This is a genomic window from Micromonospora sp. NPDC047644, from assembly GCF_040704315.1.
Lineage (GTDB): Bacteria > Actinomycetota > Actinomycetes > Mycobacteriales > Micromonosporaceae > Micromonospora.
In genome coordinates, this window is sequence record NZ_JBEYSY010000006.1 from 38,915 (window position 1) to 64,649 (window position 25,735).

22 protein-coding genes are annotated in these 25,735 nt (G+C 70.9%); 13 read left to right on the forward strand and 9 right to left on the reverse strand.

The window, feature by feature from the left end; translation table 11 throughout:
* The first annotated feature begins 257 nt into the window (after positions 1-257).
* Entirely contained in the window at positions 258-2,534 is a 2,277-nt protein-coding gene (locus AB0877_RS11365; RefSeq protein ID WP_366608465.1) for a glycoside hydrolase family 44 protein, read from the forward strand.
* Between the two features lie 127 nt (positions 2,535-2,661).
* Here AB0877_RS11365 and AB0877_RS11370 read toward each other — a convergent pair whose 3' ends face one another.
* Positions 2,662-4,086, reverse strand: coding sequence for a PLP-dependent aminotransferase family protein (locus AB0877_RS11370; RefSeq protein WP_366608466.1), 1,425 nt, complete (start codon positions 4,084-4,086; stop codon positions 2,662-2,664).
* 47 nt (positions 4,087-4,133) lie between these two features.
* Here AB0877_RS11370 and AB0877_RS11375 point away from each other — a divergent pair, with 47 nt between their 5' ends.
* Positions 4,134-5,486 (forward strand): FAD-binding protein, encoded by a 1,353-nt coding sequence (locus AB0877_RS11375; RefSeq protein WP_366608467.1) that lies wholly within the window; start codon positions 4,134-4,136, stop codon positions 5,484-5,486.
* A gap of 76 nt (positions 5,487-5,562) precedes the next feature.
* On the opposite strand, the gene AB0877_RS11380 is transcribed toward AB0877_RS11375, so the two are convergent.
* Positions 5,563-6,063: an LURP-one-related family protein gene (locus AB0877_RS11380; protein ID WP_366608468.1), complete on the reverse strand. Its 501-nt coding sequence runs from the start codon at positions 6,061-6,063 to the stop codon at positions 5,563-5,565.
* A gap of 87 nt (positions 6,064-6,150) precedes the next feature.
* On the opposite strand from AB0877_RS11380, the gene AB0877_RS11385 reads away from it, so the two are divergent.
* Both AB0877_RS11385 and AB0877_RS11390 read left to right on the forward strand, forming a co-directional pair.
* Entirely contained in the window at positions 6,151-6,573 is a 423-nt protein-coding gene (locus tag AB0877_RS11385; protein WP_366608469.1) for a GNAT family N-acetyltransferase, read from the forward strand.
* 153 nt (positions 6,574-6,726) lie between these two features.
* The gene (locus tag AB0877_RS11390; RefSeq protein WP_366608719.1) at positions 6,727-8,229 is read left to right on the forward strand and encodes a protein kinase; all 1,503 of its coding nucleotides are present in this window, start codon (positions 6,727-6,729) and stop codon (positions 8,227-8,229) included.
* A gap of 78 nt (positions 8,230-8,307) precedes the next feature.
* Here AB0877_RS11390 and AB0877_RS11395 read toward each other — a convergent pair whose 3' ends face one another.
* Positions 8,308-8,733, reverse strand: a complete 426-nt coding sequence (locus AB0877_RS11395; RefSeq protein ID WP_366608470.1) for an ATP-binding protein — start codon at positions 8,731-8,733, stop codon at positions 8,308-8,310.
* Positions 8,734-8,921: 188 nt separating this feature from the next.
* Between AB0877_RS11395 and AB0877_RS11400 the strand changes: the two genes are divergently transcribed.
* Positions 8,922-9,287 carry an STAS domain-containing protein gene (locus AB0877_RS11400; protein WP_366608471.1) on the forward strand — a complete coding sequence of 122 codons (366 nt, stop codon included), beginning with the start codon at positions 8,922-8,924 and terminating at the stop codon, positions 9,285-9,287.
* On the opposite strand, the gene AB0877_RS11405 is transcribed toward AB0877_RS11400, so the two are convergent.
* From AB0877_RS11405 to AB0877_RS11415, 3 genes are all read right to left on the reverse strand, one after another.
* Positions 9,288-10,523: a PP2C family protein-serine/threonine phosphatase gene (locus tag AB0877_RS11405; protein WP_366608472.1), complete on the reverse strand. Its 1,236-nt coding sequence runs from the start codon at positions 10,521-10,523 to the stop codon at positions 9,288-9,290.
* Positions 10,524-10,684: 161 nt separating this feature from the next.
* Positions 10,685-10,858: a hypothetical protein gene (locus AB0877_RS11410; protein WP_366608473.1), complete on the reverse strand. Its 174-nt coding sequence runs from the start codon at positions 10,856-10,858 to the stop codon at positions 10,685-10,687.
* Positions 10,859-11,007: 149 nt separating this feature from the next.
* Positions 11,008-11,172 (reverse strand): hypothetical protein, encoded by a 165-nt coding sequence (locus AB0877_RS11415; RefSeq protein ID WP_366608474.1) that lies wholly within the window; start codon positions 11,170-11,172, stop codon positions 11,008-11,010.
* Here AB0877_RS11415 and AB0877_RS11420 point away from each other — a divergent pair.
* The gene (locus tag AB0877_RS11420; protein ID WP_366608720.1) at positions 11,114-12,157 is read left to right on the forward strand and encodes an NAD(P)-dependent alcohol dehydrogenase; all 1,044 of its coding nucleotides are present in this window, start codon (positions 11,114-11,116) and stop codon (positions 12,155-12,157) included. The genes AB0877_RS11415 and AB0877_RS11420 overlap by 59 nt on opposite strands.
* Before the next feature lie 130 nt (positions 12,158-12,287).
* On the opposite strand, the gene AB0877_RS11425 is transcribed toward AB0877_RS11420, so the two are convergent.
* Positions 12,288-13,517, reverse strand: coding sequence for a serine protease (locus AB0877_RS11425; protein ID WP_366608475.1), 1,230 nt, complete (start codon positions 13,515-13,517; stop codon positions 12,288-12,290).
* A gap of 144 nt (positions 13,518-13,661) precedes the next feature.
* Between AB0877_RS11425 and AB0877_RS11430 the strand changes: the two genes are divergently transcribed.
* The 3 genes from AB0877_RS11430 to AB0877_RS11440 all read left to right on the forward strand — a co-directional run bounded on the left by AB0877_RS11430 (position 13,662) and on the right by AB0877_RS11440 (position 18,327).
* Complete coding sequence (locus AB0877_RS11430; RefSeq protein WP_366608476.1) at positions 13,662-16,778, forward strand: hypothetical protein; 3,117 nt, start codon at positions 13,662-13,664, stop codon at positions 16,776-16,778.
* Positions 16,779-17,209: 431 nt separating this feature from the next.
* Positions 17,210-17,695 (forward strand): SRPBCC family protein, encoded by a 486-nt coding sequence (locus AB0877_RS11435; protein WP_366608477.1) that lies wholly within the window; start codon positions 17,210-17,212, stop codon positions 17,693-17,695.
* Positions 17,692-18,327 (forward strand): SRPBCC family protein, encoded by a 636-nt coding sequence (locus AB0877_RS11440; RefSeq protein WP_366608478.1) that lies wholly within the window; start codon positions 17,692-17,694, stop codon positions 18,325-18,327. Before AB0877_RS11435 ends, AB0877_RS11440 begins: the two co-directional genes overlap by 4 nt.
* Before the next feature lie 66 nt (positions 18,328-18,393).
* Here the strand turns inward: AB0877_RS11440 and AB0877_RS11445 are convergent, their stop codons facing one another.
* Positions 18,394-21,090, reverse strand: a complete 2,697-nt coding sequence (locus AB0877_RS11445) for an AAA family ATPase (protein ID WP_366608479.1) — start codon at positions 21,088-21,090, stop codon at positions 18,394-18,396.
* 95 nt (positions 21,091-21,185) lie between these two features.
* Positions 21,186-21,653 carry a VOC family protein gene (locus AB0877_RS11450; protein WP_366608480.1) on the reverse strand — a complete coding sequence of 156 codons (468 nt, stop codon included), beginning with the start codon at positions 21,651-21,653 and terminating at the stop codon, positions 21,186-21,188.
* 106 nt (positions 21,654-21,759) lie between these two features.
* Here AB0877_RS11450 and AB0877_RS11455 point away from each other — a divergent pair, with 106 nt between their 5' ends.
* The 4 genes from AB0877_RS11455 to AB0877_RS11470 all read left to right on the forward strand — a co-directional run bounded on the left by AB0877_RS11455 (position 21,760) and on the right by AB0877_RS11470 (position 25,696).
* The gene (locus AB0877_RS11455; RefSeq protein WP_366608481.1) at positions 21,760-22,560 is read left to right on the forward strand and encodes a helix-turn-helix transcriptional regulator; all 801 of its coding nucleotides are present in this window, start codon (positions 21,760-21,762) and stop codon (positions 22,558-22,560) included.
* Positions 22,561-22,699: 139 nt separating this feature from the next.
* Positions 22,700-23,623 carry an AEC family transporter gene (locus AB0877_RS11460; RefSeq protein ID WP_366608482.1) on the forward strand — a complete coding sequence of 308 codons (924 nt, stop codon included), beginning with the start codon at positions 22,700-22,702 and terminating at the stop codon, positions 23,621-23,623.
* A gap of 204 nt (positions 23,624-23,827) precedes the next feature.
* Positions 23,828-24,892: a PHB depolymerase family esterase gene (locus AB0877_RS11465; RefSeq protein ID WP_366608483.1), complete on the forward strand. Its 1,065-nt coding sequence runs from the start codon at positions 23,828-23,830 to the stop codon at positions 24,890-24,892.
* 237 nt (positions 24,893-25,129) lie between these two features.
* A complete protein-coding gene (locus AB0877_RS11470; RefSeq protein ID WP_366608484.1) occupies positions 25,130-25,696 on the forward strand; it encodes a carboxymuconolactone decarboxylase family protein in 567 nt (188 codons plus the stop codon).
* Positions 25,697-25,735: the final 39 nt, after the last annotated feature.

A 25,735-nucleotide genomic window follows, 5' to 3' on the forward strand; every position in this document is an offset into this window, starting at 1 on the left:
GGCCGGGCCAGCAGGAACGTTGCGGTCATGCGACGCTGAGGTGCACCCGCTCGCACCGCTGCGGCGTGGTGCCCTCCGAGCTGCGGCGATCCGAGCCGTTCCGGCATCGCATCAGCGGTGGACGCATTGATGAACGTCATCATAAGTGAACCCGACCCGCCACTCTCCAACCGCCCCGCGAGTTGGGCGTTGACTCGGAGCCGGGAAGGCATGACGCTGTGGAAGCGCTCCCATCGTCGAGCTCCTATGCGAAAGGAATGCTCGTGCGTCCCACCACCGCTCTACTCCCGGTCGTGCTCGCCACGGCCCTCGGCGGCCTGGCCCTGCCGGCGCCCGCCCTGGCCGCGGTCGGCCCGGCGCTGGCCGTGGACACCACTGCCGCCCGCCACCAGATCAGCCCGTACATCTACGGCATGAACTTCGCCGACCAGGCGCTCGCCAGCGACCTGCGGCTGCCGGTACACCGCTACGGCGGCAACGCCACCACCCGCTACAACTTCCGTGCCGACACCACCAACCGCGCGTCGGACTGGTACTTCGAGAACATCCCCAACGACAACCCGAGTCCGGGCGACCTCCCGGAAGGCTCGGAGAGCGATCGGTTCGTGCAGCAGAACAAGACCACCGGCGCCGCCACGGTCATGACGGTGCCGATGCTCGGCTGGATCGCCAAGGACCGGTCGCGGGCCTGTGGCTTCAGCGTCGCCAAGTACGGCCCGCAGGAGTCCACCGACCAGTGGGCACCGGACTGCGGCAACGGCAAGAAGCCGGACGGGTCGCTGGTCACCGGCAACGATCCGACGGACACCAGCGTCGCCGTCGGTCCGGAGTACGTCACCGATTTCGTCAACCACCTCAAGGGTCGGTTCGGCGCCGCCACCGACGGCGGGGTCCAGTTCTACAACCTGGACAACGAGCCGGACCTGTGGCAATCCACCCATCGCGACGTCCGCCCGACCGGGATGGGCTACGACGAGCTACGCGACCGCACCTACGAGTACGCCGCCGCGATCAAGGCTGCCGACCCCGGCGCGAGGACGCTCGGCCCGGTCGGCTGGGGGCTCAACTCGATCATCTTCTCGGGCCTCGACCAGGACACCTGCTCGCGCACCGGATGCTGGTCGAACCCACCGGACAAGGCCGCGCACGGCGGCCAGGACCTCGGCCCGTGGTACCTGGACCGGATGCGCGAGTACGAGCAGCAGCACGGCACCCGCATCCTCGACTACTTCGACGTGCACCTCTACCCGCAGCAGTCCGGGGTGCTCGGCGACGCGGCCGGTGACGCCACCACCCAGGCGCTGCGGCTGCGCTCGACCCGCCAACTCTGGGACCCGACCTACGTGGACGAAAGCTGGATCAACAGCCCGGTCCGGTTCATTCCGCGCCTGCGCGAGCTTGTCGACCAGCACTACCCGGGCACGAAGGTCGCGATGACCGAGTACAACTGGGGTGGCTTCGGGTCTCTCAACGGCGCCCTCGCCCAGGCTGACGTCCTCGGCATCTTCGGCCGTGAAGGGCTCGACCTGGCCACCCTCTGGACCGCGCCCACGACCGACCAGCCGGTGGCCAACGCCTTCCGGGTCTACCGCAACTACGACGGCAAGGGCGGCGCGTTCGGCGAGACGTCCGTCCGGGCGACGAGCGCCGACCAGGGCACACTGGCCGTGTACGCCGCCGAGCGCAGCGCCGACAAGGCGCTCACCGTGGTCGTCGTGAACAAGACCGGCGACGACCTGACCAGCCCGGTGGCCCTCACCGGCGCCTCCGCCAGCACCGCCCAGGTCTACCGCTACAGCGGGGCGAACCTCGCCGGCGTCGTCCGGGAAGCCGACCTTCCGGTGACCGCGGGCGGCCTCACGGCCACCTTCCCGGCCAACTCGATCACCCACCTGGTGCTGCCGCGCGGCACCACCCCCGGCGACACCCAGGCGCCGACCGCCCCGGGCAAGCCGACCGCCGGCACGATCACCGGTGACAGCGTCGCGCTGACCTGGGCACCGTCCACCGACGACACCGCCGTCACCGGCTACGACGTGCACCGGGTCGACACCGCCGGCTCCGTGAAGGTGGGCAGCGCCACCGGCACCGCGTACACCGTGACCGGGTTGACACCGGACACCCCGTACACCTTCGTGGTGACCGCCCGCGACGCGGCGGGCAACGTCTCGGCGGCCTCGCCCGGCCTGACCGTGCGGACCGCGCCCACCGCCCCGACCGGCGGCTGCACGGTCGCCTACTCGGCGAACAGTTGGCCGGGCGGCTTCACCGCGACCGTGACGATCAAGAACACCGGCACCACCGCTGTCGACGGCTGGAAACTCGCCTTCGACTTCCCCAGCACCAGCCAGAAGGTCAGCCAAGGCTGGTCGGCCAGCTGGAAGCAGAGCGGAACGAGCGTCACTGCGGACAGCATGAGTTGGAACGGCAGACTCGCCCCCGGCGCGTCCACCAGCATCGGCTTCAACGGCACCTGGAGCGGCACGAATCCGGCGCCGACCGCCTTCAACCTCAACGGTCACCGCTGCGGGTGACCGGAGAGATCCCTTCTCCCGCGCCGACGGCGCAGGCCAGGGGTCGGGGCGCAGCAGCGCCCCGACCCCTTCGGTCTCGAGCGGCGGCTCCGGCCCGGACGGTGGATTCCCGGGTGCTCGGCCGCCATCAGTGGCGGATCTGCGCACGGACCGCTGCGACCGCGTCGGCGAGCGCTTCCACTCCATCGGCGATGGATCGTTCGGTGAGGGTCGCGTAGCCGAAGATCAGCCCACCCGGTCCGGCGGGGCTCAGTCGGTACCGGGAAACGCCCTGCACGACCAGTCCGCGCCGGGCGGCGGCAGCCACGACCGGAGCCTCGTCGAGGTCGCGCGGGAGCCAGGCGACGACGTGTTGGCCGGCCGCGACACCGACCGGCTCCAGGTCGGGCAGGCGTGTGCGCAGCGCGGTCAGAAGCGCGTCGCGGCGGCGGCGGTAGACCGGCCGCATGCGCCGTAGATGCCTGTCGAACTCGCCGCGGGTGAGGAAGTCGGCGAAGGTCAACTGGTCGATGACCGGCGAGCCGCGGTCGGCCCGTACCTTGGCCGCCGTGATGTCGTCGACCAGGTGTGACGGTGCCAGCAGCCACCCCAGACGCAGCCCGGGCGCCAGGGTCTTGCTCGCTGTGCCGCAGTAGACGACGGAGTCGGGTGCCAGCCCCTGCATGGCGCCGACGGGCGAGCGGTCGTAGCGGTACTCCGCGTCGTAGTCGTCCTCGATCACCACGGCGTCACGGCGCTGCGCCCAACCGAGCACGCGGGCCCGTGCGGTGGCCGACAGGACGCCACCGGTGGGCCACTGGTGCGAGGGCGTCAGCACGACGGCGTCCGCGTCGGTCCGTTCGAGCTTCTCGACGAGAATGCCGTCCGGCCCGACCGGGACGCCGATCACGTCCAGGCCGAGGGCGGTCGCGGCGAGGCGGGCGTCGTCGTCCGCGGATGGGTCCTCGACGGCCACCCTGCGCGCGCCGCGCGCCGCGAGCACCTGGAGGACGAGCGCGACGCCTTGGCCGTAGCCACTGCAGATCACCACGTTCTCCGCGCGGGCCGCTGTGCCACGCACCCGGCTGAGGTAGTCGATCAGGGCTGCGTGCAGTTCGGGTACGCCACGCCCGTCGAGGTAGGCGAAGCGTTCGTTCGGCGTGGTGGTGAGGACCGTTCGCACCGAACGCAGCCAGGCGGCCCGGGGGAATGACGACACGTCGGTGCGGCCATACCCGAAGTCGATCCGGGCCGCCGGCCGATCCGCACCGCGCCGACCCGTCGACGGCGGCAGCGGCTCGACAGCGACCTGGGTGTAACCACCTGCCCGACTGGTGAGGTAGCCCTCGGCGGCGAGTTGCTGGTAGGCCTCCACCACGACGCCGCGGGAGACCCCCAGATCGGTGGCGACGGTACGGGTGGGCGGCAGGGACGCCCCGAGACGCAACCGGCCGGCCCGGATGCTGCCCCGGATCGAGGCGGCGATCTGCCGATGCAGCGCTTCGGCCGCGGACCGGTCGACATGAATGAGCAAATCCTCCGCCGTGCTCGAATTGGTTCTGATTCGGACCATGAAATCGGACCTTACCGGGTGTACCGATTTCCATGAGGCTCTGACGTATGCCGACAACGACGAGCCCCCGCTTCGACGGCCGCCTCCTCACCCCGGGCGATCCGGGTTACGACGCGGCCCGCACCGTCTGGAACGCGATGATCGACCGACGCCCGCAGCTGATCGTGCAGGCCGTCAGCGTCGCCGACGTGGTGGCCGCGGTGCGCCTGGCCCGCGAGATCGACCTGGAGATCGGGGTGCGCTGCGGCGGGCACAACGTGGCCGGTCTCGCCGTCCCCGCGAACGGCCTGATGATCGACCTGACCCCGTTGAACGGCGTTCGGGTCGACCCGATCCGGCGACGCGCCCGGGTCCAGGGCGGCGCGCTGCTCGGCGCACTCGACCGGGCGTCGCAGCCGTACGGCCTCGCCACCACCGCCGGCAACGTCTCGCACACCGGGGTCGGCGGCCTGACCCTCGGCGGCGGCATGGGCTGGCTCGCCCGCCAACACGGGTTGGCCTGCGACAACGTCGTCTCCTACACGATGGTCACCGCGGACGGCGAGGTGGTGACCGCGAGCCGGACCGAGAACCCCGACCTCTACTGGGGCCTGCGCGGCGGGGGCGGCAACTTCGGCATCGTCACCGACTTCGAATTCGAACTGCACCACACCGGAACGGAGACCCTGGTCGCCGAGGTCGACTTCCGCGCCGAGGACGCCGTGCCGGTGCTCGAAGGCTGGCGGGACCTCAACGCCGTCGCGCCGCGGCAGGCGACGTTCACCGCCGACGTCCACAGCACGGCCCGGGGTCCCATCGCCACCGTCGGCTTCGTATGGGTCGGCGACCCGGCACCGGGCCACCGGCTGCTGCCGGCGCTGCGCGCGCTCGGCCGCCCGGTCGCTGAGCGGGTCACCACCCCCTCGTACCTGGAACTACAGCAACGCGACGACACAGTCGGCGGCCACGCCTACCGCCGGTACTCCAGCGCGCACTACCTGCGGCGGTTTCCCGCCGCGGCGATCGAGGCGTTCCTGCTGCGCGGCGCGTCGGACCTGCACACCGGCGCGGGCCTGGCCAACGTCGGTCTGCAGGCGCACGGCGGCGCCATCGCCGACGTCGCGGACGCCGACGCGGCCTTCAGCCACCGCGGCACCGTGTTCGAGTTCGGCGCCGGCTCCCGCTGGATCGAGCCATCCGAAGACGACATCCGGATGGCAGCGGCTCGCGGTGCCGCGGCCGCGCTCGACCCGTACGCCGACGGCGTCTACGTCAACTCGATCGCCGCCGACGAGGGACAGAGCGGGGTACGCCGCGCATATCCGGCCGCCAAGCTCGCCAGGCTCACCGCGCTCAAGACGATCTGGGACCCGCACAACGTGTTCCATCTCAACCACAACATCCGGCCCCACGACCGGTAGCACAGCCCGCTCCGGTTGCGGGCTGCCAGCCGGCGCGGATCGTGTCGGAGATCCCCGGCCACGGGCCCGCAGGGAGTCAGTCCTCGTCGGCCTTCTTCTTCTTGTCACGGGTCATGGCCAGGTCGAGCGCGAGGACGCTACCGATGATGAGCAGCGGGTCCACGCCGGCGGTGACCTGCACGGCGTAGGTGTCCCGGATCGTCAGCCACCGCTTGGAGACCGAGGCCACCTCGGTGCCGTCGCGTTCGATCACGTACTCGTGGTCGAGCAGGTCACCCTTCATCTCCAGGTCATCGGGCCCCGGCACGTCGATGGTGAACTTGTCACGGAACGGCGTGAGCAGCTTCTTGCGGACCTCGGCGGCCTTCTCGCCGCCGATACGGATCTCGTAGGTGGGACGCAGCGCCACCAGGTGCCGGTGCAGCGTGGCGACCTCACGGCCGGTGGCGTCCTCGATGACGACCTTGTCGCGGACGCTGAGCACCTTGCCGTCGACGTGGAAGACCTTGGTGCCGTGCTCGTCGAGCACGTCGAAGTCGTCGCCGATCGAGAAGAACCGCTCCTTGATGACAAACATGAGTCGATTGTCCCCCACCGCACACCGATCTGCTGGTCGGGCCGACTGGGGGCACCGCCAGGGATCGGCTCGCCTAGACTCCCCTGGGTGATCGTGCGGAGGGCCAGCGCGGCAGACGTGGCGGCGCTCGCGGAACTACGCGGCATCGACGAGGGCAGACTCAGTGCGTACATCGGCTGGGTGGCCTCCCACCGGGACACCCATCTGCCGTTCGTCGCCGAGATCGACGGACACGTCGTCGGCGTCGCCTGGCTCCACGTCGCAGAACGAGTGCCCAGCAACGATTCGCTGGATCGTCGGTACGGCGACATCCAGTCGGTCGAGGTCCGCGAGGAGTACCGCAACCGCGGCATCGGCGGTGCTCTGGTGACCGCGATCCTGACCGAGGCCCGCGCGCGGGGGTTGCTGCACGTAACCGTCCACTCCAGCCGCCGCGCTGTCGATTTCTACCTGCGCAACGGCCTCAGTCACCACCGCGAGATCCTGCTCTGGGAGCCGACCGGTTCCTGAGGCGCCGGGCCAGCCCGCTTGGCCACCGGAGCGCCCGGATCATCGGACAGCCCGTGGCACCAAGCGACGGGACCCTGCCCGGGACGGCCTCTGACCAGCATGGATGGAGGTCGCCCTGCCGCCGACAGTCCACTCTGGCAAGCTGTCCCAGTGATGGTCGGTGATCTGTTGGACGGCAGGTATCAGGTCGAGAGCCGTCTCGGCGCTGGCGGCATGTCGGTCGTCTGGCGGGCGTGGGACCGCGTCCTCGAACGCGGGGTGGCGGTCAAGGTTCTGGCCGGCGCGCAGGCCGCCGCCCGAGGGGCGCGGCAACGCGTCCAGGCAGAGGCCAGGGCCGCAGCGGGCCTCTGGCACCCGCACGTGACGAGTGTGTACGACTACGGCGAGCACACCGACGCGGCCGGCCGCCAGGTCTCGTACGTGGTGATGGAACTGCTGCCCGGCGAGGCCCTGTCCGAGCGACTGGCCGCCGGTCCGCTGCCGCCGGCTGCCGCGATGCGGGCGTGCGCGCAGGTCGCCGAAGCGCTCGCCGCCGCGCACGAACGCAAGCTGGTGCACCGGGACATCAAGCCGTCCAACGTGATGCTGACGCCGGCCGGTGTGAAGGTGGTCGATTTCGGCATCGCCACCACTGTCGGTCGGCCGGAGCTGGAGGCGGACGGACAGCTGTTGGGCACCGCGGCCTACCTCGCGCCCGAACGGCTCGCCGGTGGCACCGTCCTGCCCGCTTCCGACGTCTACGCGCTCGGGCTGTTGCTGTACCGAACGCTGACCAATGCGCTGCCCTGGTCGGCGGAGACCCCCACGCAGATGTTGACCGCTCACGTGTACGTCGATCCGGCACCGCTGCCGGATGTCGAGGGAGTGTCACCGGAGGTTCACCGCCTGCTCGACCGTTGCCTCGCCCGGGAGCCGGCGGATCGACCGGACGCCGCGCAGGTGGCCGCGGCCCTGCACGGTTTCGCCGATGACGCCGAGCGCCGGGTGAAACAGGCGGCGCAGTCGGCGTCCGTTCCGCCCGTGTCGGCCCCGCCTACCGCCGGCCCCTCTTCCGGTCGGCGTCGCCGCATCCCGAACGCGGTGTTGATCCCCGTTCTCCTGGCGACGGCAGGGACAGTTGCTCTTCTGCTCCCCCAGTTCGTACCTGTCGACGGCGGATCGGGCGGGATCGCCACACGTGAGGGCGCCGCCCCGCCCGATGCTGCCCTCGATGTGTCTGCCACCGAGACACCTGGTGCCCGGCGGACGTCCGCGGAGCCCGCACCGGTCTCTCGACCGAGCCGCACGGTGGCCGCTCCGGCTGGGCCGGTCGAGGCGAGCGCCAGCGCCGGCTCATCGGCCCGTCCTGGCCCTACGACGTCACCCAGTGCCGAACAGTCGACGGTCCCGACCAGTGCCGCGCCGCCGCCGCCGACCTCCCCGAGGCCAGGCACAGCCCTGCGGGCACTCGGTGGTGTGGTGACGGTGCTCTGCACCGGCGATCAGGCTCGCGTCGTGGACGTCGCTCCTGCCGCCGGCTACCGCCTCAAGGACTACCACCCCGGGCCGGCCAAGGAGATCCAGGTGGTGCTGCTGTCCCCGGGCAACCGGAGCGAGATCAAGGCGCGCTGTGACCACGGCACGCTGGTGCCGAAGATTAAGGAGAGCCGTCAGTGAACTGATGATCCGCCCTGTGGCCGTCGTATCGCACCGACCGACTGGTGACGGACGCGGAGCCGGGCGGGGCATTTCCGGTCATCGGGTCGTTCGGGGCCCCGCGTCGGCGAGGTGTTTGGTCATGCGGAGCAGCACCTGATCCGGTGGCCCGGCGACGAAGGCCGCCGTGTCGGCGAGTGCGGCGATCAAGGGCAGCCCGCGGCCGCCGACGGTGAGCGGGTCGGGGAGGCCGACGTCGAGACGGCCAGCGCCGTTGGGGCTACTGCCGCGGTTGCCGACCTCGAGCAGGCACACCTGATCATCGATATCGATGGTGATGTCGACGGTGCTGTCGCGATCGGCGTGCATCACCGCGTTGGCGCACGCCTCGGTGATCAGCACGGCGAGGTGACCACGAGACTCCTCGGTGGCCTCGGTGAGGCTCAACAGGGTCACCAGCGTGTGGCGGGCACGGGTCACCGAGGTCGGCTGCCGCGGCAGTGACAGCGTCATGGTCACGCGCATCGCGAAGTTCCTCCTCGGCCCGTACGCAACCGCGCCGGGCTGAAGCGGAACGCACCGGTTGTTGTCAGCCTTACCCGAGCTTGCTGAGCTGAAACGGTCAGGATCTCGGCTCGACGTACGACGGCCGGCGACGCTTCGCCCGCCGGCAGAATAGAGTATGCGGGGATCACCGGCGTGGGGAGCGTGTCGTGGACTTGCTGTTGTCGGACCGGCCGGGCCGGGGTTGCACCGTGCTCGAGGTGCGCGGCGAGCTGGACATGGCGACGTCTCCGCGGTTGCGCGAGGCTCTGCAACGGATGGTCGACGCCGGCGAACAGCAGGTGGTGGTGGATCTGGCCGGGGTGGGCTTCCTGGATTCCAGCGCACTGGGTGCGCTGGTGGTGATGTTCAAGGCGATGCGTGACGCCGACGGACGGTTGTGCCTCGCCGCGGTGCAGCCCGCCGTGCGCAACGTGCTGACTGTCACATCAGTGGATCGGGTCATTGACGTGTATGACAGCGTGCAGGCCGCTGAAGCGAGCGTGCCGTCCGCGGATGACGCGACGGGCCGGTAGTCAGTCAGGCAACGCGGCGCTGGCACGCGCCTGGTCGGCGCCGGCGCTGCTCCGCCGCTCCTCGCTGTGCCCGCCGTGCCAGTCCAGGATGAACAGCGTGGCATCGTCGGCCAGGGTCGGCCCGCTGACCTCCAGTGCGGCGTCGGCCAGGGCCCGGACAGCCTCACGCGGGTGCAGGTGAGCAATCGACCGCAGCATGTTCGGCAGATCCAGTTTGGCGGCGTTACGCTCCCGCATCCCATCGGTGACCACTACCAGACGGTCGCCGGGTCGCAGCGCGATCTCGCCATCGCGGTAACCTGCCCCGGCGAACATACCCAGCGGGAAGTTGGCCGGTAGCGGCAGCGTCCGGACGTCCCCTTCGCGCACCAGCAGCGGCGGCACGTGCCCGGCGTTGAGCAGCGCGCACACCCCGGTACGCAGGTCGAGACGGCCGAGGATCGCGGTGATGTAACTGCCCGGCACGGCGGCGTGTTCGGCGACGTCGGCATCTGCGGCGTCAGCCTGTGCCACCAGACCAGCCGCGCCGCGGCGACGGCTGTTGCGCAGGCTGCCCACGCCCAGGGTGGCGGTCAGCGCGCTGGCCACCCCGTGGCCCATCGCGTCGGTGACGCTGAAATGCAACACGTCGCGGGCGAGGCTGTAATCGAAGGTGTCCCCGCCGACGCTGGCGGCGGGCTCCAGCCAGCCGGACAGGGTGAACGCACTGCTCTCACAGGTGAACGAGGCGGGCAGCAGACGGCGCTGGATCTCGCCGGACAGGGTGAACGGGGTCGTGCGTTGCCCCCACTCGAACAGGTCGGTGTACCGCCGGTTGGCGATCACCACGAACGCCAACACGTGCGCCGTGCGGGAGATCTCCCGCAGAGTCGCCGGAGCGGGCTCGTCCGGCAGGATCATCTCGAGCAGACCGATAGCCTCACCACGGTCGGTCACCGGCGCCAGCACCGTCCATCCGTCCGGCTGCGCGAAAACCTGCGCCTTCTGGCTGCGTAGCGCCTGCTCGGCGGGGCCGCCATCGAACGGCATCACGGTGGCGACCTCGTCACCGTCCCGGCGGCCGTCACCGTCGCCGCCGAGCGGCACATGGGCCAACCGGACCAGCGCCCGACCGCTGAGGTCCGCGATCAGGAACGCCACGCTACGCGCCCCCAGCGCCGCACCGAGTTCCCGGGTGACCGCCTCGACCGCCTCGACCGGCGAGGCGTTCTCCGCCGCGTCCAACATCTGCGTCATGATCCGTCCTCGACTGCTCTGCACTGACAGAGCCTACGAGACCTGCCGGCCATCGCCGAGCACAAGGACCGTCACCGACGCGCTGCCACCCCCGCGGACCACGCAGGCGCACAGGTGGCCGGGCCGCCCGTCCTCAGCGCGACAATTTCGCAGACCGGCGGTCAGGACGTGCAGAACGACGCCGGCACGGTCAGGCCGAGATCCGTGCAGTCCCATCCGGTGCCCTGGTCGTGGAATCGCCAGCCCGTGCCGGCCGTGCAATGGAACAGGTAGATGACGCCGCTGGCGTCCGGACGCTGCACGTCGGCCGCCGCCCAGGTCTCGACGCAGTCCACTGCCCTGGGACCGAAGGACCAGCCCGCCTGCCGTGTGGAAGCGGCCGGTGTCGAAGCCGAGCACCTCCACGGCTCGATCAGAGGCCGTAGCCACGGCTCGACCCCCGGGTCTGCCGGGAGGGGCTCGGCGAGGCAGTCGCTGACAGTGGCTACGGAGCGCGTTCCTGGTCCAGAGGGTGCGCACCCGGGCCGACGATCGTCGCCGCGGCTGTGGTGAGGTGCAGGTAGGTCAGCATCACCTCACCGGAGGACATCATCTTCACCGTCAACGCCATCGCCGCGCCGTCCGCCACCGAACCTCTCGTGCGTACCACGATCGAACGGCGGGACCTGGGCCCGCACGATGTTCTCATCGAGATCCGCTACGCCGGCATCTGCCACTCTGACATCCACACCGTGCGCGGCGACTGGGGCAGCGTTCCCTACCCGCTCACCGTCGGCCACGAAATCGTCGGCCGGATCACCGAGGTCGGCGCGGACGTCACCCGCCATGCGGTGGGCGACCGTGCCGGTGTCGGCTGCATGGTCAACTCGTGTCGCGAGTGCGAGAACTGCCGCACCGGAAACGAGCAGTACTGCCTCAAGGGCAACACCCAGACGTACGCGGGCGTCGACCGCGACGGCACCGTGACCCAGGGCGGGTACTCGACCCACATCGTCGTGAACGAGGACTTCGTGCTGCGGGTGCCGGAGACCATCCCGTACGAGGCGGCCGCGCCGATGCTGTGCGCGGGCATCACCACGTACTCTCCGCTGGCGCACTGGAATGCCGGTCCCGGCAGGAGGGTCGCGGTGGTGGGGCTGGGCGGTCTGGGCCACCTGGCTGTCAAGATCGCCGCAGCGATGGGGGCCGAGGTGACGGTGCTGTCCCAGACGCTGGGCAAGAAGGACGACGGCCTGCGCTTCGGAGCCGAGCACTACTACGCCACCAAGGACCCGGCGACGTTCGAGGTGCTCAAGAACAGCTTCGACCTGATCATCAACACGGTCAGCGCACCGATCGACATGGCCAGCTACCTCGGTCTGCTGCGCCTGGACGGCACGCTGGTCAGCGTGGGTGCCCCGCCGGAGCCGCTGCCGGTGCCCGTCTTCGCGTTGTTCGGCAATCGACGGTCGTTCGCCGGCTCCAGCATCGGCAGCATCGCCGAGACGCAGGAGATGCTGGACTTCTGCGCCGAGCGCGGCATCGCTGCCGAGGTCGAGGTCATCGGCGCCGAGGCGGTCAACGACGCGTACGAGCGGGTGCACACCTCCGACGTGCGGTACCGGTTCGTCATCGACGTCGACACCCTGCGCTGAGCTTCTCCGCGGTCGCCAGGGTCCGCCGAACGGGCGGGCTCTGGCGCGCGGCCGGGCCGGAGTGCGCGGGGGCCGGTGGTGAGCCGTGGGGCCGCCGAGGCGCAGGGGCGCGCCTCGGCGGCCCTCCGTCTCAGCCGTTGGCGATCAGGCTGGCGATCTCGTTGTAGATCAGGTGCGCCTTGGCACCCTGGTTGGACGGGCAACCGCCCAGGTGGTGCAGGGCGATCACGCGGTGGCTGGCGTTCAGCACGGGCGAACCCGAGTTGCCGCCGGAGGTGTCACAGCTGTAGCTGATGTTCCAGGTGTTGTAGTTCGCGTTCCGGACGGCGCAGGTCGTGCCGTTCTGGGTGTCCTCGTAGATCGACAGCCGCTTCGCGGTGCCGTCGCCGTGCCCGGGGATGTAGATCCGGGTGCCGTTGCTGGTGGCGGTCGTCGCCAGGTACAGCGTGCCGAATCCCTGGATGGTGGCGAAGTTGTTGACCGAGAACAGGGCGTAGTCCAACTGGCTGGAGCCGCCGCTGCTCACCCGGTAGAGGGTGGCGCCGCTGACCTTGGTGCCGGCACCGGGGTTCGCGCCGCCACAGGTGGCGCACTGGTAGTTGAACTGCATCTCGCTGCCGCTCACGGCGGCCTGGGTCGAGAAGCAGTGCTTGTTCGTCAGCATCCGGTTGGTGCTGCCGATCCGCCAGGTGGTGCACAGGCCACCGCCGCTGATCAGCAGCCGTGCCACCGCCCCGCCGCGGGCGTACTCGGTGGGGTGGCTGTTCTGGTAGCAGACCACGTCCCGGCGGGCGTCGGTGCTGCACACCGACTGGGTGGAGAAGTTGTGCGCGGCGATTTCCGTGCGGTCGTACCCGCGCCAGAACCGGTCGATGGTTGCGGCGCTGCCACGTAGGGGGCGGCTGCTGTGCAGTGTCACGACGGCGGTGTCACCCTCCACCGACATCGCCCAGAAACCCGGCTGTCCGTCGGTGGTGTAGTCCGAACCGGTCGCCCGGCTCAGGTGACGGTCGTACCGGTAGCTCTCCTTGCCGTCGCGGCTCGACACGGTGACGTAGTCGCCGTCGGCCAGTCGCAGTGAGCTGAAGTGCACCTTGACGTAGGTGGCACCGGGGTGCTGGATGATCTGTGTCCCCCCGCTGGGGGCGTAGGACAGAGAGCTGTCGACGGTGCGGAGTTCACCGACCGTCGTCACACCCTCTGCCGAGAACTGGTTCGATTCCGGCGCCCGCTCGGATCGTGGCGCGAGGGGGGCGACCGAGTACGCCTCGGCGGCGGGCACCGACAGGAGGCTCAGCCCCAGTGTGCAGGCAGCGAGCACGACCGCCGCCGATCGCAGGCGGCGCAGGGCATGTTTCATCTGTCGCTCCTTCTCAGGAATCAGCACCGAGACGTGCCTTCGGCCTTCATACCTGAGTTCACCCGAGACATGTAATCCCGTCTATGTCATAACTGCCAGCCGTGCCGGCCTGACGGAGGCCGGTGCGGCCACTAGCATGCGAGCGTGGCTCATGTTGCCCAGGTCCGCAGGCCGTACCCCCTGCTCGTCGTCGCCGTGGTCCTGCTGGCGCTCGGCGCGGCCACGGCGTGGGGAGTTGGCGACACGCTCGGGCTGAGCCACTCCCCCGCCGATGTGCCGCGCGAGGACGCTGTCGCCGCGCCGGCACGGACGCCCGCACCGGTCCCGCCGTTGGCGTCCCTCGTGGTGCCCGACGAGCCACGCGTCCGCAAGGCCGCAGCCGCCGTCGCCGACGCGGTCGGCTTCCGCGGCCTGCCCCGGCCGGCGCTCGTGTCGACCACGTCGAGCCCGGCCAGGTCCGCGACGGCCGCGCCGAACACCGGCACGGCGCTGGACCTGTCAGCGGTGCGGACGCTGCGGGCGGGCGTGCTGGCCGCCCTCAGCGGGACGCCCGAGTCGTACAAGCTCGACGTGCACGGCGCCGAACTGACCGTCCAGGGCGGCGACGTCGCGGGTGTGGCGGCCGGGATGTACCGGCTGGCCGACCGGATTCGATCCGGCGCCGAAGCGCTCCCCGCGTCGGACGCGGGTCGGGTGGTCATCCCCCGGCTCGGCCTGCGGCTGACCGACGCGGGCTCAGTCGGACGCGAGCCCGACCCGACCGTCTTCGCCACCGGCGACGACTACAGCCTGAACACGGACGTGGTCGGGTCGGCGGTGCTGCCGGGCGCGCCGTGGGTGGACGCCGGCGCGGTGGCCCGCATCGATACGCAGTTCCGGCAGTTCGTCGATCACTCGGCGGCGCAGGGATTCAACGGCATCGTCGTACCCGGCTTCCTGGAGTACGTCACGTTCGCGAAGGTCGGCGACGGGCGCGCCGTCTACCCGCCCGGCGACACACACGTCGACCGGGCTCGGGCGATGGTCGCGGCCTTCGGCCCCGTCTTCCGGTACGCCGAGGACATGGGGATGCGGGTCTTCCTGTTGACCGACATGCTCGCGGTGTCGCCCCCGCTGGAGGCCTACCTGACGCGGACAGTCGGCGGACTCGACGTGGCCGACCCTCGACTGTGGTCGGTCTACCAGGCCGGCCTGGCCGAGCTGTTCGAGAACATGCCGTTCGTCGACGGCCTGATGGTCCGTGTCGGCGAGGGCGGCGAGGTGTACGCCGGGACCGGCTGGGACTACTCGTCACGGCTCGCGGTCACCACGGAAGCGTCGGTACGCGCGATGCTGCGGGCGCTGCTGGACACCGCGGGCCCAGCCGGCAAGGAGATCATCTTCCGTACCTGGACGGTGGGCGTCGGCGCCGTCGGCGACCTGCACACCAACCCGGCGTCGTACGCGCAGGTGCTCGGCGGGCTCGACGATCCGCACCTGATCGTGTCCACCAAGTACACCCTGGGCGACTTCTACAGCCACCTACCGCTGAACACCACACTGCTGGGCGGTGGGCACCGCCGCATCGTGGAGTTCCAGGCCCGGCGCGAGTTCGAGGCGTTCGGGTCGCTGCCCAACGACCTTGGCCCGCTGCACAGCCAGGCGCTGCGCGCCTTCCTCGCGGCCAACCCGAACGTCGAGGGTGTCTGGAACTGGACCCAGGACGGCGGGCCGTTGCGCGCCGGACCCATGTCGCTGTACCTGCGCGCCGGGTTCTGGCAGCTCTACGACCTCAACACGTACGCCGTCGGCCGACTCGCCTGGGACCCGTCCGCCGACCCGGCGCGGGTCACGGCCGACTGGGCGTACCACACGTTCTCCGGCGACCCGGACACCGTCGCCGCGATCGGGCAGGCCATGGCGCTGTCCCGGCAGGCGGTCACCAAGGGCCTCTACATCGGCCCGTACGCCGACCGGTCGGTGCGGGCACTCGGGCTGGAACCGCCGCCCATGATGTGGATCTTCGAGTGGGACATCCCGACCGGTGATTCCGCCGCCCTGGACAGCATCTACGCGGTGACCGGCGGTCGCGTCGACGAGGCGATCGAGGAGGGTACGCAGGCCGTCGCGCTGGCCCGGCGTATGCGCGACCTGGTCGCCGCCACCGAGCCGGCGACCTGGCGGGACGCCGACCTGCACGGCCGCTTCACCGCGACTCTCGACTACCAGGTCAACCTGTTCGAGACGCTGAGCGCTTACCGAACCATGGTCCTGCGGCACGCGCAGTGGCTGGACACGGGTGCCCCGGCCGCCCGCCACGAGTGGCGGGCGGCCGCAGCGGCGTACCACGACGCGCGCGACGCGCACCGGCAGCGCTACGCCGCCGACCTGGACCTGCCCGCGTACAACTTCACCGCCGCCGACCTCGGGACGCAGCGTGCCGACCGGGACCCGGCGATGGCCTGGGCGGCCCGAGCGATGCTCGGGTCGATCCTGCTGGTGGTGCTGCTCGGCCTCTACGGGCGCGGGTTCGGCGGGGCCGCCGCGCGCGGGCTGCTGCTCGGCGCGCTCCGGCCGTGGCGGGTCGCCGCGCTGCCGACGCCCACGACGCGGGCGGACCGGGTGGTGGTGTGGCTGGTCCCGGCCCTGGTGCTGGTGGCGAGCCGGCTCGCACTGACCTGGTTCGCCGCGCCGGCGCACCTGCTCGTCACCCTCGGCGGGTGGGCGCTGTTCGCCCTCGTCGTACGCCTCGTCGTCGGCCGGCGGGATCCGTTCCACCTGTGGGCCGTGGTCGGCGGCGTCGCACTGCTGCGCAGCGTGCTCCTGCTGGCGGCGCTCGCCGGACGGGGACCGGGCGGCTACTGGTTCGCCTTCTGGACCGCGCCGGGTCTGCGGGCGGCGTACGTCACCGTCGCGTTCGCGGCGTTCTGCTGGCTGTTCGTGGCCGTCGCCGTGGTCCTGCGCGACCGCTACGACCTACGCCGCCGAAGCGCCGTCGGGCTGACCCTCACCGCTGCGGGTGTGCCCCTCGGCGTGCTGTCCGCCCTGGTCTCGGTCGTGGGCCTGGAACGCGCGCTGACGGTGTGGAACGACCAGCTCGCGCTGCTGCCCTGGGGCCTGTCCCGCATCCTCGGCATCACCGTCCACCTCGGGATCCCCGCCCAACTCCCCGCGTACACCGCCGCCGCCGGAATCGCCCTGGCCGCGGCCGGCCTGCTCCTGTCCGTCGGCCGACACCGGCAAGGCGACCGCGGCGGCCGGCCGTCGGCGTTCACGGACTGAGCTAGGCCGGCTCGCGCACGCCACCGGCGTTTCCGCCGTCGTCCGGCATCGGTTCGACCGGGGCCTCTGGCAACTCGTCCGGCGTGTCAGGCAGAAGGACCCCCGGGTCGTCAGGCACCGGTTCGCGCGGGTCGATGGGCGGATACTGGTCAGGGTCGAGATCGGGTCCAGTCATCACGTGAGTATCCGTCGCCTTGCGCGCTGCCGCTCGTCGGGCCTGCGAGCTTCGCGGCCTTCCCTCGCCTCCGGCCCTGGCGGCACCGGCCCGCTCACTGGCAGATCACCCTGGCTGCACCCGTAGCGCGAACTACGTAATTCTTGCCGATGTGGGGCGGTAGCCGTCTTGGCACGATCGCTGCTACCGGGTGTGGATCCAGCGGCTCACTCATGCCCGGCGAACCGATCGTCAGTGACCGCGGAAGGGCTTCATGATGAGGAACATCACGGACGACGACGAGGCTGGCATTGACGTGTCAGCGCCGGTGGTCAGCCGTCACAGCGTCACGGTGACCGCCTCGGCGGACACCGTCTGGCGGATCCTCACGGACATTGACGCATGGACGACCTGGTTGCCGGAGATCCCGTACGCGCGAGTGGAAACACCCGGTCCGCTGGCGCCGGGCTCCGTGTTCCGCTGGTCCGCAGCGGGCATGGAGATCGAGTCGACGATCGTACAGATACGACCGCAGGGACGCCTCGTGTGGCGGGGATACGGTGACGGGCCGGACGGCGTTCTCGGTGTTCACGTCTGGGCGCTCACTCCGGCCGGCGACGGGGTAGAGGTGTCGACCGAGGAGTCCTTCGCCGGCCCGCCCGTCGATGCCGACCCTTTGCATTTCCAAGGGGGGCTCGACACGACCCTCGCCGGGTGGCTGGATCGGCTCAAGCGCACCGCCGAGGCGGTGACCGCCTCATGAAGAACCGTATGGTTGCCGTCGCGACGGCGGTGGTCGTTGCCGGCGTCATGGGCGCCGCGGGTGCACCGGCTCGGGCCGAGGCCCGGCACGGTGGCGGCTCCGACCGCGCGGCGCTGCGGTGTGCGGGAAAGACCGTCGACACCGCGGCGAAGATCCGCTACCGGACGGAGACGACGATCGACGCCCCGCTACGCACCGTCTGGAAGATCCAGAGCGATGTCGAAGGCTGGCCGTCATGGCAGAAGCCGGTCCTCTCCAGCAAGCGGCTCGATCGTGGTCCACTGCGTCCCGGTTCGTCGTTCCGATGGACGACGCCGGTGCCCGAGACCGCGTTGAACCCCGCCACGACCCTCGTCGTCACGTCCACCGTCCGGCAGCTTCAGCACCAGAGGTGCCTTCGGTGGGACGGCCCGGCGATCGGTGCCGGGCTGCGCATCGACGAGGGCGTGCACGTGTGGACGTTCACCGAGATCGACGGCGGGGTTCTCGTGCGTACCGAGGAGACGTGGCGCGGTGAGCAGGTGGAGCAGGACGCGGAATTCTCCACCGTGGCTCTCGCCGAGGGTCTGAAGACATGGTTGACGGAGCTGAAGACCCGGGCCGAACGGGAGTGTGAGCGGGCCCGCCGCTGACGCGACTCACGGCCCCGCCGGTCTCGTGCCGGCGGGGCCGTTCGTCGGCCGATCGACGCGGACCCGTCAGCGCAGGAGTTCGCGCAGCTGCCGGCGTGAGGTGATGCCCAGCTTGCGGTAGAGGTTGCGCAGGTGGGCGTCGATCGTTCGCGGGCTGACGAACAGCAGCGCGGCGACCTCCTTGGTGCCCGCGCCCGAGGCGACCTTGCGGGCGACGAGCAGCTCCCGCGCGGTCAACCCCGCCAGCGGATCGGCGTGGTCGGCCAGGGTCGGCTCGCCGATGGCATCCAGTTCGCGGGCGGCGCGGGCGGCGAACCCGCGCGCGCCGATGGTGGAGAGCAGGTCGTGTGCGGCGCGCAGCTCCACCCGCGCCTCGGCGCGGCGGCCGACCCGTCGCAGCCACTGCCCGTGCAGCAGGCGGGCTCGCGCGTAGTGGACTCGCATCCTGCTCCCGGCGAAGCGGCTGATCGCCTCGCGGTAGCGGTCCTGCGCGCCGAGCCCCGGGTCCAGCAGCGCACACGCCAACAGATGCGCACCCGTCGTCCACGCGTTCGGATTGACCCGTGCGACAGCCCCGATCCACTCCGCTGATTCCTTCGCCGCTTCGGGACGTCCGACGCACGCTGCGGCCTCGACCAGCTCGTGGTGGAATGCGGTGACCACGTACGCGCCACGCCGATGCTGGTCCCGCACGAGCAGCAACCCGTTCAGCGCGGCCTCGTGGTCGCCGCTGCCGTTGCACAGCACGCCGTTCGCGTAGGGCAGCGCTGTGGGGTTCACCCCTTCCCAGCCGCGCAGCTTCTCCTGGATCTCCCGAAACCGGTCGACGTCTCCGCTCCATGCGGCGAGCATCAGGTCGGACCCGACGAGGTTCGACGTCCCCGCGGCCTCGTCGACAGCGCGCGCCTCGGTGACGCAGACCTGCGCGTCGGCGAAGCGACCCACGATTGTCCGGGCGACCGCCTGGAAACGCAGCGCATGGGGAAGGATCGCGTAGGCGCCTTGTGCCCTGGCGAGTTCCACCTGACGGTCGACGATCTCCTCCATGGCATCGCTGTCACCGAGGTCGACGCTCAACGCGCAGGCACGCTCCATCCACCACGGATCGGCGTCGGGCGTGCGGGCGTACTCCCGGAAGGCGTCGACAGTGCGGCGCATCAGGGGCATCGCCTCCTCCACCGGGCGGAGGTTCTGCTCGACCAACGCGTGCAGCAGCAGGTCGACCGGACGTGGCGGCTGACGATGTGGCACCCGTTCCCGGATCTGGAGGGCGAGCCGCCGCAGCCTTCCGGGGTCGTCGACGCTGAACATGAGCGACGCGAAGGCTTCCAGGTAGGTCTCGCGGGCCTCATCGGGCCCCACGCCGTCGGCAGCGTCGATCAGGGCGATCGTCGCCGGGATACTGCGGGTCACGTGATAGTCGATCGTCGCGCGCAGCAGTCGCGCGGCGCGGTGGTCGGCCGAATCTGGCTGGAGACGCTCGGCCTCGTTCACGAGCTCCCGGGCGGCGGAAGGCGCCCCCGAACTCAGCCGTGTCCGGGCCGCGGCCATCAGGCGGCGTGCCTGCTCCGACCGGCCCGGTGTCAGTCGGGCCCCGGTTTCGAGGAACGCGGCCACGGCCGCGAATCCGCCGCGGCGTTGTGCCCGGCCGGCCGAACGCTCCAGTTCCTCCGCTGTCCCCTCGTCCGGGCCGGTGATCGCGTTCGCCCGGTGCCAGGCGCGCCGGTCGGGATCGACGTCGACGTCCGTACCGGCGGCGAGCGCAGCGTGCGCCTGCCGTCGCGGCTCGGCACCAGCCGACCGGTACACAGCGGAACGCGCCAACGGATGCTGGAAGTGCACCCGGGGCCCGATCACCAACAGGCCGCTGTCCTCGGCCGCGGCCAGGTTCGCGGCGTCGAGTCCCTGGATCGCCATGGCACGCCGCAGCAGTACGAGATCGCCCGTCGGCTCCGCCGCGGCCAGCGTCAGAACCGAGCGCGTGGGTGCGGGCAGCCGCAGGAACCGCTTCGCGAACCGGTGCTCCACCGCGCCGTGGCCGCCGTCGGCGGGTAGTCCGAACGGCCCGGTGTCACGGGCGATCTCCACCAGGGCGAGAGGATTGCCGGCCGCTTCGGCGAGGATCCGCTGCAGGATCGCCGCCTCGTGGCCGAACGGCGCCCGATGTCGCAGCAGGGTGAGGGCTTCCGAGTCGGTGAGCCCGGTGAGAGGGAGGGCGGGTAGGCGACCGAGTTCCGGCACCGCGGCGGCATCGCGGGCGGCGAACACCATGGCGACGCGCTCCGCCGCCACGCGTGCCGCGACGAAGGCCAGCACCTGCCGCGAGCCGGCGTCGGTCCACTGCACGTCGTCGACGACGCAGAGCACCGGTCGGCGACGGCCCACGGCACTGAGCAGGCCCAGGACGGCCACGCCGACCAGCATCGGGGTCGGCGTGACGCCGGCGTGCAGCCCGAACACCGCCTCGAGCGCGCTCCGCTGCGGCGCGGGGAGCACAGCGCGGCGGTCGAGCACGGGCGCGCACAACTGGTGCAGGGCCGAGTAGGGCAGCTCGCTCTCGAACTCGATACCACCGGCCCGTAGCACCTGCCATCCGTCGAGCCGTGAAGCGGCCACACCGATGAGCGTCGACTTGCCGATCCCCGCGTCACCGAGCACGAGCATCGCCCCGCCACGGCCTCGCGCCGCGGGGTCCGTCATCGAGGCGATCTCGCCCAGCTCCGTCTCGCGAGCGACGAAGAAACCCGACCTGATAGCTGTCATCACCTTCCGAATGTCGGCGGACGCATGGTCGATCGATGGTATCCACGGCAGCGTCCCGGTCGGTTCGACCGTCACCGGGGCTGGAGTCGGTGCTCCTACGAGCGCAACTCGAACAGTTCCAACTGGATGCCGTCGGGGTCGCGCAGATAGAGGATCTTCGTCCCGGCCAGCGGGCCCGCTTCGACGCCGTCCCCGTCCTGGAGCACGACCGGGTCGGCGTTGACGTGCACGCCCCGCTCCACCAGGGCACGGTGCGCCGCGTCGAGGTCGTCGACCTCGAAACACAGGTGCATCACCCCGACGTCACAGTTGCGCCCGGTGAAGGGCCTCGGCTGCGGGCTGTCGTACTGGATGAGTTCCAGAAGGACGTTGTCACCGGCCAGTGCGAACGATGCCCGCATCGACGCGTTCTCGACCTCGACGACCGCACCGATGGCCGGGTTCGCCGCCGAGATCGTCACGCCGGTCGGCGCGATGCCGAGCACGTCCTCGTACCACCGCACCGACCGTGCCAGATCGCTGACCGGCACTCCGATGTGATGCATCCTGGTCACTTTGCTCATGATCCCCATCCTCGACGGAGCAACGACCACTGTGGAAGGCACAGATCTTCCGCGTACCGCTGGTACCACCCAGCTGTTGGCGCGCCGATGGCGGATCATGGTGTTCATGAATGACCTCGGCGCGGCGCTGCGGGCCTGGCGGGACCGCACGGACCCGGCCGCGGTCGGCCTCACGAGCGCATCACCTCGCCGCGTCGTCGGGCTACGACGCGGCGAGCTGGCCGCACTGGCCGGCATCTCCCCCGAGTACGTGGCACGCCTCGAGCAGGGCCGGGCCGCCACACCATCCGCGCAGGTGTGCACCTCGCTGGCCCGCGCGCTGCGACTCTCCGACGACGAGGAGGCGCACCTGATGCGCCTCGCCGGCTTCGCCGCGGCCCCAAACCGGATACCCCACCTGATCCCCAGCAGCCTGCACCGCGTCATCGACCACCTCGGCGACACCCCCGCGGCCGTCTACGACGCCGCGTGGCGGCTGCTGCACTGGAACCGGCTGTTCGCGGCCGTCTTCGGCGACCCGGCGGGCGCCAGCGGCGACGATCGCAACGCCCTGATCGTCCAGTTCGAATCCCGCAACCCCCGAGTGCGGCAGACCGACACCGAGCGCGCCTACTTCGAGCAGTCGTTGGTAGCCGATCTGCGCGCCACCAGCGCCCGCTATCCGAACGACCCCGACGTAGCTGCACTGATCTCGCGGATGGCCGGGAACGACAGATTCCGCCACCTCTGGGCCCTGGGCGCGGTGGCCAGTCACGAGAGCGCGCACAAGACCGCCGTGCACCCGGACGTGGGCGCCATCCCACTCGACGCCAACGTCCTGACCACTCAGAACACCGACCTGCGCCTCGTGGTCCTCACACCTCGGCCCGACACCGGCGCTCGCGAGAAGCTGGATCGACTGGGTTGACGCTCGCACCGGCGTTCCGCCCGCCGGCAGGTCACCCTGTGACGGTGCTCCGCGAGGGTGCGGAGGTGCGGGACGTTCGCCCCGTCCGGGCTGGGTGCGAGGCTGAACACGTGGCTTCTCGATCGACGCGCGTGTCCGTATGAGCCTGGTAGCGGCGTTCGTGCCGATCTGGATCCTTACCGCGGTCGGCTACGCGGCCTGTCGTTGGGGCCTGCTGGGCGACGCGGCGGCGTCGGTGCTCGGCCGATTCGTGTTCCACCTTGCGATGCCGTCCGCCCTGTTCCTCGCCCTGTCCCGAATGCCGCTCTCCGGGTTGGCCGGCCGCCCGCTGCTCGCCTTCGGGACAAGCACTGCCACGGTGATCGGGCTCGGATGGGTCGGCGCGAGCTGGCTGTTCGGTCGCACGCCCGGCGAACGGCCGATCTGGGGCATGGCTGCCGGGTACGTCAACTCGGCGAACCTCGGCATCCCGATCGCCACGCAGGTTCTCGGCGACGTGTCCTTCCTGGCGGAGGTGGTGCTGCTGCAGGTGCTGGTGGTGACGCCCGTGATCCTGGTCGCCCTGGACCGGCACAGCGACCCGGCCGGGCGGGTACGGGTCGGCCGTATCGCCTCCCTGCCGGTGCGCAACCCGGTGATCCTGGCGTCGCTGCTCGGTCTCGCGTGCTCGGCTACCGGCCTGCACCTGCCGTCGGCGGTCGGCGCGTCGCTCACCCTGCTGTCGGGGGCCGCGGTTCCGGCCGCCCTGGTCGCGCTCGGCGCGTCGCTGCACCGCAGGGCGCTGCCGCAGGCTGAGCCGGCCGAGCCGGGCGAGCTGGCCGTGATCACCGCGCTGAAGCTCGTCGCACAGCCGATCATCGCGTACGCGGCCGGGCTGGCCCTGCACCTGTCCGCGCCGCAGTTGCTGGCCGTGGTGGTGTGCGCGGGCCTGCCAACGGCGCAGAACACCTTCATCTACGGGCAGGAGTACGGCGTCGGCGAGGCGGTGGCCAACCGGGCGGTGGTGGTGACCACGACGCTGTCGCTGGCAACACTGACCGCGGCGGCGACGCTGCTCGGGTAGGCCGGTCAGCTGACCCGTTCCGAACCGCATGGCGGGCGGCCGCGCGTCGGCAACCCGGCCGCGACCAGTGACGCAGCGTCACCGGCATCGGTGACGTGGTTGCACTGACGGGTGAGCGCGAACGCTGCTGTGATGGGTGCAGGTCCAGGACACCCGCCATCGACGTTGACCGGCTGAACCAGAGATCCGAGAAAGGAGACAGGCGTGACCTCCCCGCCTTCCGCGCCGGATACCGACCTGGAGCCCACCCGTCCTTCGCGGCGGCGGTGGCTCTGGATCGTCTCCGGCACCCTCGCCATCGTGGTGGCCGCCGTCAGCCTCGGCGTCGCCGCACTCCAGCTCGGCCTGCCCTGGCAGCTGGGTGAGAACGACCGGAACCACGTCTACGAAGGCGCTGCGGGTTCGCAGCGCTACCAGGTCCACCTTCCACCCCAGCACGACGGGACGGCCCGGCTTCCGGTCGTCATGGCCATCCACGGCTGCGCGATGACCGGCTACGGGTGGAACTCGATGACGTCGACGACGCAGTTCAACAGCCTGGCCGACCGGGAGGGTTTCATCGTCGTCTACCCCACGCAACTGATCTCCCGCAACGTCATCGCCTGCTGGAGCTCCGCCGACCCACGGCATCAGCAACGGCATACCGGCGAACCCGCGCTGTTGGCCGGAGTCGCCCGCGAGGTGGTCCGGGAGTACGACGCGGATCCGGCGCGGGTGCACGTGGCCGGTGCCTCGTCGGGCGCGGGGACGGCGGTCATCCTCGGCGTGACCTACCCCGACGTCTTCGCCACGGTGACCTCGGTCGCCGGCGGCGAGTACGGGCTCAACCAGGTCGACCCGGACAACCCGGACGCCACGCCGCCGTTGGACACGGCGCGTCAGGGCTGGGCACAGATGGGCGACCGGGCCCGACGGGTGCCGCTGCTGGTCGTTCAGGGCGAGCAGGACGAGGTCGTGCCGCCCCTGGTCGGCACCCGACTCGTCGCCCACTGGACTGCGGTGAGCGACCTCGTCGACGACGGGCTGCCCAACGGCAGCCTCGACCCGACCACGAAGACCGTGTCCGTGCCAGGCGCCGCCGACCGGCACGCGTACACGCGGACGACGATCACCGCGCCGGACGGCTCGTCGATCGTCGAGGCGTACCGCGTCCAGGACATGGGGCACGCCTGGCCGGGCCCCGACGGCGACGGCAGGTACACCGACCATGCCGGCCCGGACGCCAGCGCGATCATGTGGGAGTTCGCCGAGCGCAACCCGATGCCGTGAGGACCGCGTCGGCCGGAGATCGGTCGCCCCGTGGGCGAGGTCGACCGGCCGCGCCCTCTGTGGTCACGGTGCGCCGACGCGACCTCGACGGAAAGAGAGCACGAATGAAGAGATCCGAGCGGTGGACCGAGTGGGATCGTGGCTGCGCGGCAACAGCCGCACGGCCGCGTACCCCACTGTCTGCTGTGGACATCGGTTCGGCGCGGCCGTGACCCATGAGCGAAGGGTTTGAGGACCATGGCGCACATCGATCTCGGGTTGGACGAGAAGCAGTTTCCCGGCATCTCCGGACCGATGCGGTACCGTCCGGAGACGGCGAAGCCCCTCAACGAACTGGCCGAGGTGCTGCTGCGCGCTCCTCACTCGCTTCCCGCCGGTGAGCGCGAACTGATCGCCGCGTACGTGTCGGGGCGTAACGACTGCAACTTCTGCTGCGCCTCGCACTCGGCATTCGCCGCGGCGCAACTCGACGAGGGTTACACCCTCGTCGACCAGGTACGCGCGGACCTGGACACCGCCCCGATCTCCGCCAAACTGCGGGCACTGCTGCGCATCGCCGGTGCGGTGCAGATCAGTGGGCGAGAGGTCACCACCGAGCTCGTCGCCGACGCCCGCGCCGAGGGCGCCACCGACGTGGAGATCCACGACACCGTCCTGATCGCCGCCGCGTTCTGCATGTTCAACCGCTACGTCGACGGGCTCGGCACCTTCGCGCCCGAGGGTCGGGACGCCTACGCCGAGACCGCACGCCGGATCGTCGAGGTTGGTTACGGGGCCGCGATCAGCCAGCAACCGGCCGCCTGAGCACAGACACGGGTGATGACAGCCCGGTCCCTCTGCGAT

Coding starts and splice junctions, on each gene's coding strand:
- AB0877_RS11470 (WP_366608484.1), top strand. CDS start 25,130: ATGGCGCACATCGATCTCGGGTTGGACGAGAAGCAGTTTCCCGGCATC.
- AB0877_RS11445 (WP_366608479.1), bottom strand. CDS start 21,090: ATGACAGCTATCAGGTCGGGTTTCTTCGTCGCTCGCGAGACGGAGCTG.
- AB0877_RS11375 (WP_366608467.1), top strand. CDS start 4,134: ATGCCGACAACGACGAGCCCCCGCTTCGACGGCCGCCTCCTCACCCCG.
- AB0877_RS11395 (WP_366608470.1), bottom strand. CDS start 8,733: ATGCGCGTGACCATGACGCTGTCACTGCCGCGGCAGCCGACCTCGGTG.
- AB0877_RS11450 (WP_366608480.1), bottom strand. CDS start 21,653: ATGAGCAAAGTGACCAGGATGCATCACATCGGAGTGCCGGTCAGCGAT.
- AB0877_RS11390 (WP_366608719.1), top strand. CDS start 6,727: ATGGTCGGTGATCTGTTGGACGGCAGGTATCAGGTCGAGAGCCGTCTC.
- AB0877_RS11405 (WP_366608472.1), bottom strand. CDS start 10,523: ATGACGCAGATGTTGGACGCGGCGGAGAACGCCTCGCCGGTCGAGGCG.
- AB0877_RS11435 (WP_366608477.1), top strand. CDS start 17,210: ATGAGGAACATCACGGACGACGACGAGGCTGGCATTGACGTGTCAGCG.
- AB0877_RS11365 (WP_366608465.1), top strand. CDS start 258: ATGCTCGTGCGTCCCACCACCGCTCTACTCCCGGTCGTGCTCGCCACG.
- AB0877_RS11440 (WP_366608478.1), top strand. CDS start 17,692: ATGAAGAACCGTATGGTTGCCGTCGCGACGGCGGTGGTCGTTGCCGGC.
- AB0877_RS11455 (WP_366608481.1), top strand. CDS start 21,760: ATGAATGACCTCGGCGCGGCGCTGCGGGCCTGGCGGGACCGCACGGAC.
- AB0877_RS11370 (WP_366608466.1), bottom strand. CDS start 4,086: ATGGTCCGAATCAGAACCAATTCGAGCACGGCGGAGGATTTGCTCATT.
- AB0877_RS11460 (WP_366608482.1), top strand. CDS start 22,700: ATGAGCCTGGTAGCGGCGTTCGTGCCGATCTGGATCCTTACCGCGGTC.
- AB0877_RS11425 (WP_366608475.1), bottom strand. CDS start 13,517: ATGAAACATGCCCTGCGCCGCCTGCGATCGGCGGCGGTCGTGCTCGCT.
- AB0877_RS11380 (WP_366608468.1), bottom strand. CDS start 6,063: ATGTTTGTCATCAAGGAGCGGTTCTTCTCGATCGGCGACGACTTCGAC.